Raw genomic sequence first — 10,079 nt, 5'->3', positions numbered from 1 at the left:
CTTTTTTAAAAGGGGGAGTTTGTTCCCCCTCTTTAAAAGGAGGAGTTTGTTCCCCTTTTTTAAAAGGGGGAGTTTGTTCCCCCTCTTTAAAAGGAGGAGTTTGTTCCCCCTCTTTAAAAGGAGGAGTTTGTTCCCCTTTTTTAAAAGGAGGAGTTTGTTCCCCCTCTTTGAGGGGGTTAGGGGGAGTCAGAACAGCAATTTCTATCACCCTCAATACATTTTGCATATCCTTTCTTACATCACTATCTAAAATCCGCAAAACTCTTAGCCCTATGACATTCATTTGTCTATCACGTTCTTTGTCTTTTGCAATTGCCTCTTCCGAAAAATGACTTGCGCCGTCTATTTCAATAACTAAATTAAGCGGCTTGCAATAAAAATCGGCAATAAAATTAAGAATAGGTTTTTGACGATTAAAAGTATAACCGTACATTTTACCTGCTTTTAATTCATTCCAAAGTAATATTTCCGACAATTCACTTTTATTTCTTAAATCACGACTAAATTGTTTTAGTTTATGATTGTAAGGTAAGTGATAACTACTAAAAATTAAACCATCAGTAGAAATATTATTTTTAATTAAGAAATCAGCCGTTATTAGTTTGCCCCTTTCTGTATTATCACCACAGAAAGGGTTTATTGAAAAAAACTGAGTTTCTCTTTTGCGGCAAATTGTATAAATGCTTCTGCTATTCCGTCTTTTGTTAGTCCGTCTGTATTAAACAGGTCGTGTTTTACTATTGAGTGTCCGTAGCGGTCTTTTTTCTGTTTTATGGTTTCTATTCCGTGTTCTGTTATGGTTTCGGTTTCGTACATTTTTTCGCCGCTACTGTCTTTCCCTGATATTAATTGAGTTGCAAAAAATATATTATAATCATCTTGGTATGGACATAATTTTTCGTCCCACTTTTGTACAAAGAGAACGCTTGTTTTTGTTCCTGTATGTGGTTTAAAAGTATTGCCATGCAAACCAACTACTGCAAGTATTCGGCAATGTTCGGCAATAAAATGGCGAATCGTTTTATCGCTACTGTTGTTAAATCGTCCTTGCGGCAACACTATTGCCATACGTCCTCCGGATTTCAGCATATTGAGGTTTCGTTCCACAAATAAAATATCACGACTTATTTTATCTGTCCATCCCTTGGATTTGCCTTTACTATCAAGTTTTTTGCCGAGTTCGTATTTTGTAATTATTTTGCTGTCTTTTATATCTCCTGCAAAGGGTGGATTTGCCATTAAAACATCGAATTTGAAATTACGAAAATCTTTTCTTCCGTTGGTTTCTTTTTGGTTGGTTCTCAAATTGATTAGATTTTTAAAACCTGTTCCAAAATCTTTGTCAAATGCACTGTCTTTGGCGGCTTCGTTCCAACTTTCGTAATCAAGTGAATTTAAAAGCAATACGTTTGTTTCTCCGTCACCTGCAATAATATTCAGCGTTTTACCAACTCTTACGGCTTTGTCGTCAAAATCAATTGCAAACACTTTATCACGAACATATTTAACTTGTTCTTTGGTTTTGTCTTGGGCTGTGAATAAATGACTTTCTTCGGGGTTAAGCTCCTGCCACACTTTAAAAATGGTATGAACAGGAAAACCACAACTACCCGAAGCGGTATCAATCATAAATTCTTCTGCTTGGGGATTTAGCATTTTTACACACATATCAATTACATATCGTGGTGTAAAATATTGCCCTTTTTCGCCTTTATTGCTTTTATTTACCAGATATTCAAATGCTTCATCCACTATTTCCAGATTTGAATTAAATAATTTTATGTTTTGCAGATATGAAATACAAATTGCTGTATGCGATGGTGTCATGCGTGGGCTTAATTGTGTGCCTGCCGCAAATATACCTTTCCATTCTTTTTGTGCTTCGGCAAAAAGTTCTTCAAAATTATCTTTTACCTGTTTATCAGTTCCAATATTACGGAATTGAAGTTTTCGGAATTTTTTAGAAACAGTTTCGGGAATATCATTTATAGTTTTGTCAGGATTAAATTCTAACCATTTTTGAATTGTTGTAATATCTTCACCGCTTTGTTTTTCGTCGTAGAGTTTTGTAAAAATCATTTTAAAACTTTCTTCAAATACATCTACTCCTGCATTTGCCAAAACTTCGTCTTCAAGTTCTTCAATGATTTGTTTGAGAGATTTTTCTTGTAGTTTATCATGTATCAACAGATCGAGAATGGTGTATTGATTTCTTTTTTTTAAAAAGTCGTCGAGGTTTTCGTTTCCCAAAGGTAAGTCGGAGAGTTCGCTAAAATAATTGGGATCTTGTCGGTGATATAATTGTTCTGTTCCGCCATTGCTCCAAATTCCAATAGGTGCACCTGTTGCGTTGCAATAACTTTTTAATTGTTCTTTACCTTCTTTTAATTTTGGTTTTTTGAGTTCTACAATTATATAAGGTGCATCGGGTCTATTGGTATCATAGACAACTATATCGGCTCGTTTTACTTCCATACCAAAATTTATACCAACTTCTAATTGGATAAGGGTTTTAGAATATTTGAAATGGAGGATTAATCGTTTCACATAGAGCTGTCTTACAATTTCTTCGGGTGTTAATTTGATTTCTTTTTCACGAATTGCACACTTTATGTAAGGAGTTTTTTTTTCTTCACTACGGAATGAAATTTCTGTTTCCAACTGTTGTATTTCAGCATCGGGAAACAATGCAATATTATAGTTGCTCTCTTTGAGTATATCTGTTATTGTCATGATATGTATTTTAAGTTAAAAGATATTTGTATTTTTTTGTAAATAAAGGTAAATTTTAAAAAATCAATGTTTATTATTTTGCAAGTGAGTCAAAGTTTTAGAATCCTTCTACAAAGTTTCCAAACAAAAACACACAATTTTTTTTCTGTATATCTACTTGGGTTTGTTTCCATTGCAGTATAGATTTTGTTTGTATATATTCGGCTTCGGATGTTATCTCGCATGCAATACAAAGATAGGTAGTATTCTGTGCGGTAGTAAGAATGGTTTCCAAAACTTTTTGATTTCTATAAGGAGTCTCTACAAATATGTGGGTATTTCCCTGTTTTTGTATTTCTCTTTCCACTTGTTTTATTTTTTGAATACATTCTTCTTTGGGAATAGGAAAGTATCCGTGAAAAGTAAAGTTTTGTCCATTCAATCCCGATGCCATAAGAGACAACATGAGAGAAGAAGGTCCCGCTACGGGTACCACGTGTATATTATTTTTCTGTGCCAGAGCAATAAATTGATTTCCCGGATCCATTACCGCAGGACAACCTGCCTCTGATAGAATGCCCACGCTGTTTCCCATCAAAACTTTTTGTATATACTCTCTTTGTTGAGTAGTATCGGTATGTTTATCTAATGTATCCAATTGGATTTCTTGCAAAGAAAAACCTTCTAACTTCATACTGAGTAAGAATCTTCTTGCGGTTCGTACATCTTCTACCAAAAACCAGCGAAGTGTTTGCAAAATTTTTTTTTCTTGGTCGGTAATTATTTGTAATGGCTCGTATAAAGAAATGGGAGTGGGTAACAGATATATTTTTGACATGGGGTAGTTTTATTTTTAGAAAATTATTATATTTTTATACATATCTTACTCATTATATTTTCATAAAATAATACTTTAAAGATATATTTCATACTTTTAGAAAAAAAAATATAATTTAGCGAATAATGTTATTGACAGAGAATACGTATAGTTTTTAAGATTTTTAATAATAATTCATTATATATGATACAATACGATTTAATAGTAATAGGAAGTGGCCCTGGTGGTTATGTGGCAGCTATCAGAGCTTCACAATTAGGAATGAAAGTGGGAGTGGTAGAGAAAGAGGAATTAGGAGGAATATGTCTCAATTGGGGATGTATCCCTACAAAAGCCCTCCTCAAAAGCGCTGAGGTGTTTAATTATATAAAACATGCAAAGGATTATGGTATTTCTGTAGAAAACCCCTCTGCTGATTTCAAAGGAGTGATAAACAGAAGTAGAAATATCGCAGCGGGTATGAGCAAAGGAATTAAATTTTTATTTGAAAAAAATAAAATAGATATCATACAGGGATTTGGTATCATAAAAAAAGGAAAAATAGTAGAAGTAAGTGATACAACAGGCAAAAAAGTAGATTATCCTGCAAAGCATATCATCCTTGCTACGGGAGCACGTTCACGGGAGCTCCCATCTATGCCTTTAGATAATAAACGCATTATTGGATATAGAAAAGCAATGACTTTGGAAAAACTACCCGAAAGTATGGTAGTCGTTGGTTCGGGAGCAATTGGATCAGAGTTCGCTTATTTTTACAGCACTATGGGAACAAAAGTCACTTTAGTAGAATTTTTACCCAATATAGTTCCCTTAGAAGACGAAGATATTTCAAAACAAATGGAAAAGTCATTGAAAAAAATAGGTATAGATATCAAAACAGAGTCAGAAGTAACAAAAGTAGATACTTCTTCCCCAAAAAATAAAGTCACCATACAAACAAAAACAGGCACTACCATAGTAGAATGCGATATAGTGCTTTCTGCGGTAGGAATAACTACCAATATAGAAGGTATAGGATTAGAAGAAGTGGGTATATCTGTTGAAAAAGGAAAGGTAGTAGTAGATAGTTTTTATAAAACCAATGTAGAAGGGATATATGCAATAGGAGATATTGTAAAAGGACAAGCCTTTGCACACGTAGCATCTGCTGAAGGAATTATATGTGTAGAAAAGATATGCGGACACTCTCCTACCCCATTAGATTACAATAATATACCCGCTTGTACTTACACCTCCCCCGAAATAGCTTCTGTTGGCTTCACAGAAAAAGCCGCAAAAGAAAAAGGATACTCTCTCAAAATAGGTAAATTTCCATTCTCCGCTTCCGGAAAAGCAAAAGCAGGTGGAGCATCGGAAGGATTCGTAAAAGTTATCTACGATGCAAAATATGGAGAGCTTCTGGGGGCTCATTTTATAGGTTCCAATGTAACCGAAATGATTGCTGAGATAGTAGTAGCGCGTAAACTAGAAACCACAGGGCATGAAATACTCAAGTCGGTTCATCCACACCCTACTATATCTGAATCTATTATGGAAGCAACCGCAGCGGCTTATGGGGAAGTAATTCATTTATAAAAAAAAAGAATAAAATACATTTACAAACCCCGAAGGGGGGTGAAATTTATTTCACCTCTTCGGGTTTTTTTTATTGTGGAAGGTCTCATTGCCTCTGATTGGAATACTAAAATTTTGCCTGATAAACGATTGAGGAAAAGTGGCTATGGTATCAAACCCTAGTTTCTCATTTTTACCGTCTCTTTTATCGTATACAGTTCTAAAAAGATAATCCCAAACACTTAAAGAAATACCAAAATTGACCCCGTATTTCTTATCTGCGGGAACTTTTTCCGCATGATGCCATATATGAAGGGCAGGGTTATTAAATATATATTTCAAAAAATATATATCTATATGAATATTAGAATGATTCCAATGCCCAATAGAAAGAGAAATAAAATGAGCAAAAAAGAAATCATCTATTCCAAAACCAATCAGAGAAAGAGGAATAAATTCTAATCCTCTATAAATAATTCCTTCCATCCAATGATATCGTAGATGAGCTGCAAATCCCATTTCTTCCACAGAATGATGCACTTTATGAATATTCCATAAAAAAGATGAGTAATGGAGCAATCTATGAATCCACCAATGTATAAAATCTCTTATTATAAAGAAAACAAAAAGCTGTAGCCAACGAGGGAGTTGCTCTATGCGAATAGCAATGATATTGGAAACCCCAAAGAGAGATAAAAACTGAGAAAACAAATGAACGGCTACGTCAGAAAGTGCATTATAAACCAATAAAGAAAATAAAAAAAAATTAAAAAACATATAGAAAATATCTAACCAAAATCCTTTTCTCAGGAGAGGTTGCTCTTTTCGCCAAGGCCTTATTATTTCTAATAGAAAAAAAAACACACTTACGGTAATAAGCATGTAAAAATAATTTTCCCACCATGGCTTATGCGTATATTGAAAGGTTATTTCCGATAGAAGATAGTGGTAATAATTTGTATATCCATTGAGAAAGAGAGAAATATATTGTTCCATTTTTTATTTTTTTTCAGTAAGAAAATCACTTTTTTCTCTTATGATATAATCAGGGCGTTTCTTTTGACTTATAAATATCTTTCCAATGTAAACGCCCATAATTCCTAATACTATAAGCTGCACTCCTCCAAAAAATACTACGGTCATAAGAATAGAAACCCAACCAGGAACATGAGAGTTTGTATACATTGTATATATTATATAGGGTATATAAAGTACTGATAAAAAAGAAAAGAAAAAACCTAAATATATAGCTAAAAAAAGTGGTTGTATGCTAAAAGAAGTGATGCCTTGTACCGCAAAACGCACCATTTTTTTAAACGGATACTTTGATTCTCCCCAAGTTCTTTGGGCAGGTGTATATTCTATAGAGCATTGTTTGAACCCAATCCATTTTGTAATACCTCTGAAAAAAAGAGAATCCTCGTCTAATTTTTTTATTACCTCTACTACGTATTTATCCATAAGACGGTAGTCAGCACTCCCCTCTTCTAATTGAACATCTGATACAATATTCATAAGTTTATAAAAAAAATGAGAAGTTTTTCTTTTCAAAAAACTTAAATGGATGTCTTCTTTTCTGATGGTATAAACAACATCATAACCACTCAGCCATTTATCTATGAGTTCGGGTATGAGTTCCGGTGGATGCTGTAAATCGCCGTCCAAACTGATAACACAATCTCCATTTGCAAAGTGGAGACCCGCTTTGAGGGCATTTTGATGACCAAAATTTCGAGAAAAAGAAAGGTATTGTATTCTTTTATTATGAGAATGATACTGCTTGAGAAGAGAAAGGGTTTCATCGGTAGAACCATCATCTACAAAAATTATTTCATACCGTTCAAGATCTTGCAAAGATGCACTAATCCTGTCCAATAATACTTCTATATTCCCCGATTCATTCATTATAGGAATAACAATGGATATAAAAAATGGTTCTTTCTGTAAATGATTCATGAACAGACGTTTTTATTTTTTAAATACGTCCATTATTTCCTCTGATATACCCGTTGTAGAAAAACCACCATCATGAAAAAGATTTTGCATCGTAACCATTCTACTATAATCGCTGAACAGCGTGATACAATAGTTAGCACAATCTTCCGCAGAAGCATTTCCTAAAGGAGATATCTTATTTGCAAAGTCAAAAAAATCATCAAATCCCTCTATTCCTGAACCTGCTGTGGTTTTGGTAGGAGATTGTGAAATAGTATTGACTCTTATTTTTTTTAATTTCCCTAAACGATAGCCATATCCACGTGCTATTGACTCTAAGGTAGCTTTTGCATCTGCCATATCTGTATAAAAAGGGAATGTTTTTTGAGCCGCAATATAGGTAAGTGCTACAATAGATCCCCATTCGTTGAGTGCATCTAATTTTTCCGCAACGTGCATCATCTTATGAAACGAAAGAGCCGATACGTCTAAGGATTTCATATACCACTCGTAATTAAGTTCGCCGTATGATTTATTTTTTCTGATGTTAGTAGACATACCTATGGAATGCAGTATAAAATCTATCTTCCCTCCTAAAACATCAGTAGATTTTTGAATGAGATTGGTAATGTCCTCTATCGATGTAGCATCCGCAGGGACAATTTCTGCGTTGCATTCTTTGGATAGCTCATTAATTTTCCCCATTCTCATCGCTATTGGAGCATTTGTTAATGTAAAAATTGCTCCTTCTTTATTCGCTTTTTGAGCTACTTTCCACGCAATTGAATTTTCATCTAAGGCACCTGATATGATACCCCTTTTTCCTTTTAAAAGACTATACATAGTTAATTATTAATTATAAATTATGAATCGTTAATTCTTATATTATCTTCTCCGCTTCCAAAACCTCTCTCTTTTTTACCTCCACACTATCCACTTTTTTTAAACCATCTCCTCTTTTACAAAAGGTTATTTTTTTATTTTTGTGTCTTTTATGAACCCCGAAAAATAAAAAAACACTCCTCATTAGCATTTGGGATGATACAAAAAATAAAATAATAACATAATATCTATTTTGATTATTTTTGATATATGTTCAATTTTTTTCAATGAAAACTTATAAAAATGATACAAATACATAAAATAAATAAATGCTTCGGAAAAAAATAAATACTTCTTCTATTTCCTTATAATTCTTAATATGTTTATTTTATGTATAGATATTTTTCACTATAATTGAGATTTTTATAACATACATTACTCATATTGTTTGTTTTTTATAAAAAATTATACCTTGCGGATTATAGATTTGTTATTTTTTACTCATTAAAATAAAAAAACATTATTACAAAACAATGAAAAAAAGATATTATACGTTCATCATTATTGCATTTATAGGTGTTGCAGGGTTTATACATTCCAATGATTCTCTTTTTGAAATATCGAGAAGTTTAGAAATCTATGCGAATACCTATAAAGAAATTAACAATCTGTATGTAGATGAGATAAATCCCACCAGTATTATGAATGTGGGGATTCATGCGATGCTTTCATCGTTGGATCCTTATACCGTGCTTATTCCCGAAGATCAAATAGAAGATTATAGAACTTCTGTCACAGGTGAGTATGGAGGAATAGGAGTATCTACTATACTTATAGAAGGGGAACATACCATTTTTTCTTTGCAAGAAGGGTATCCCGCAGAGAAAGCGGGTTTAAAAATAGGTGATGCAATTATTTCTGTAGATGGAGTGCTGACGAATTCTTTAACAGAAACCCAATTAGGAAAGTTATTGAGAGGGCAATCTAAAAAATTGTTTCAGTTATCTATAAAACGATACGGGATTCCTAATAATATGCTCTTTCAAGTAGACAGAGAAAAAATAACTTTAGAAAATGTTATTTACAAAGATATTATTCAATCCGAGATAGCACTCATAAAATTAGTAGAATTTACCTCAGGTGCGGGTGAAAACGTAAAAAAAGCGATAAAAGAGGTGAAAGAAAAAGGGGCAAAGTATATAATTTTAGATTTGAGAAATAATCCAGGTGGGCTTTTGCACGAAGCGGTGAATATTTCTAATATATTTCTTCCAAAAAACTCTCTTATTGTAGAAACAAAAGGAAAACAAAAGGATCTACAGCATCAATACGGTACTCTTAATACTCCCGTAGATACGGAGACACCGCTGATTGTATTGATAAATGACCATAGTGCTTCTGCTTCGGAGATAGTTGCGGGAGTTATGCAAGATTATGATAGAGGATTAATAATTGGACAGAAAAGTTATGGAAAAGGACTCGTGCAGATTACCAAGCCGATTATTTATAATAACCAGCTCAAAGTAACTGTTTCTAAATATTATATTCCAAGTGGCAGATGTATACAGGCAATTGATTATTCTCGTAAAAACAAAGATAAGAAAGTTCTGAAAACAGATGATTCTCTCAGGGTTCCTTTTCAAACAAAGGGAGGGAGAACGGTTTATGATGGAGATGGTATCAATCCCGATGTTATTACTGCTGTAAAAAAGTATTCAGAGCTTGCCTATCAAATAGATTCTAAAGGACTTATTTTAACATTTGCAATACGGTATTATTATACTCACTCTACTATTCCCCCTGCTTTGGACTTTAAGCTCTCTGATGCGGAATATCAAGAATTTGTGAATTGGTATAAGAGCAAAAAGACGCCTTATAGAACAGAAGTAGAGGATATATACCAAGATATGACTGCATCTCTGAAAGAAGAGGGGGCATATATCTCTTTTGAAAAGGAACTTTCCGCTCTCTCTCAAAAAATAGAAGAGGAAAAAGCAAAAGATATTTGGAAGCATAAAGAAGAAATAAAAAAAATAATAGAGCAGAGAATTGCTTCTATGTATTATCTTCAAAAAGGAGTTATAGAAACGACTTTTGCAGACGATGAGGATATTCAAAAAGCAGTGGAGTTATTTCGAGATATCAAGGAATATAATAAACTTTTAGGGAAGTGAGGTGAAACTCATGTATTGATGTTTAAATATATAAAAACTCCTTT

8 protein-coding genes are annotated in these 10,079 nt (G+C 33.3%); 2 read left to right on the top strand and 6 right to left on the bottom strand.

Annotated elements, in window-relative coordinates; translation table 11 throughout:
* From QM536_08160 to QM536_08150, 3 genes are all read right to left on the bottom strand, one after another.
* The coding region (locus QM536_08160; protein ID MDI9356977.1) for a DUF559 domain-containing protein at positions 1-475 on the bottom strand (475 nt) is incomplete at its 3' end.
* 161 nt (positions 476-636) lie between these two features.
* A complete protein-coding gene (locus QM536_08155) occupies positions 637-2,733 on the bottom strand; it encodes an N-6 DNA methylase (GenBank protein MDI9356976.1) in 2,097 nt (698 codons plus the stop codon).
* A 97-nt stretch (positions 2,734-2,830) separates the two neighbouring features.
* Positions 2,831-3,550: an SAM-dependent methyltransferase gene (locus QM536_08150; GenBank protein MDI9356975.1), complete on the bottom strand. Its 720-nt coding sequence runs from the start codon at positions 3,548-3,550 to the stop codon at positions 2,831-2,833.
* 183 nt (positions 3,551-3,733) lie between these two features.
* Here QM536_08150 and lpdA point away from each other — a divergent pair, with 183 nt between their 5' ends.
* Positions 3,734-5,125: a dihydrolipoyl dehydrogenase gene (lpdA, locus tag QM536_08145; GenBank protein MDI9356974.1), complete on the top strand. Its 1,392-nt coding sequence runs from the start codon at positions 3,734-3,736 to the stop codon at positions 5,123-5,125.
* A 51-nt stretch (positions 5,126-5,176) separates the two neighbouring features.
* Here the strand turns inward: lpdA and QM536_08140 are convergent, their stop codons facing one another.
* Genes QM536_08140 through QM536_08130 form a run of 3 tightly spaced genes read right to left on the bottom strand, consistent with a single transcriptional unit; the run spans position 5,177 to position 7,882 of the window.
* Positions 5,177-6,100, bottom strand: coding sequence for a sterol desaturase family protein (locus QM536_08140; protein MDI9356973.1), 924 nt, complete (start codon positions 6,098-6,100; stop codon positions 5,177-5,179).
* A 3-nt stretch (positions 6,101-6,103) separates the two neighbouring features.
* The gene (locus tag QM536_08135; protein MDI9356972.1) at positions 6,104-7,060 is read right to left on the bottom strand and encodes a glycosyltransferase family 2 protein; all 957 of its coding nucleotides are present in this window, start codon (positions 7,058-7,060) and stop codon (positions 6,104-6,106) included.
* Between the two features lie 12 nt (positions 7,061-7,072).
* Positions 7,073-7,882 (bottom strand): SDR family oxidoreductase, encoded by an 810-nt coding sequence (locus tag QM536_08130; GenBank protein ID MDI9356971.1) that lies wholly within the window; start codon positions 7,880-7,882, stop codon positions 7,073-7,075.
* Between the two features lie 512 nt (positions 7,883-8,394).
* Here QM536_08130 and QM536_08125 point away from each other — a divergent pair.
* Positions 8,395-10,035, top strand: coding sequence for a S41 family peptidase (locus QM536_08125; protein ID MDI9356970.1), 1,641 nt, complete (start codon positions 8,395-8,397; stop codon positions 10,033-10,035).
* The last annotated feature ends 44 nt before the right edge of the window (positions 10,036-10,079 follow it).

This window comes from Chitinophagaceae bacterium, from assembly GCA_030053935.1.
Lineage (GTDB): Bacteria > Bacteroidota > Bacteroidia > Cytophagales > JASGCU01 > JASGCU01.
Note: the sequence above shows the minus strand (reverse complement) of the source record. Positions and strands in the feature narration are given on the sequence as shown.

What these genes read in the sequence shown, in the direction of transcription:
- QM536_08155 (MDI9356976.1), bottom strand. Translation starts at nt 2,733, where the DNA reads ATGACAATAACAGATATACTCAAAGAGAGCAACTATAATATTGCATTG.
- QM536_08150 (MDI9356975.1), bottom strand. Translation starts at nt 3,550, where the DNA reads ATGTCAAAAATATATCTGTTACCCACTCCCATTTCTTTATACGAGCCA.
- lpdA (MDI9356974.1), top strand. Translation starts at nt 3,734, where the DNA reads ATGATACAATACGATTTAATAGTAATAGGAAGTGGCCCTGGTGGTTAT.
- QM536_08140 (MDI9356973.1), bottom strand. Translation starts at nt 6,100, where the DNA reads ATGGAACAATATATTTCTCTCTTTCTCAATGGATATACAAATTATTAC.
- QM536_08135 (MDI9356972.1), bottom strand. Translation starts at nt 7,060, where the DNA reads ATGAATCATTTACAGAAAGAACCATTTTTTATATCCATTGTTATTCCT.
- QM536_08130 (MDI9356971.1), bottom strand. Translation starts at nt 7,882, where the DNA reads ATGTATAGTCTTTTAAAAGGAAAAAGGGGTATCATATCAGGTGCCTTA.
- QM536_08125 (MDI9356970.1), top strand. Translation starts at nt 8,395, where the DNA reads ATGAAAAAAAGATATTATACGTTCATCATTATTGCATTTATAGGTGTT.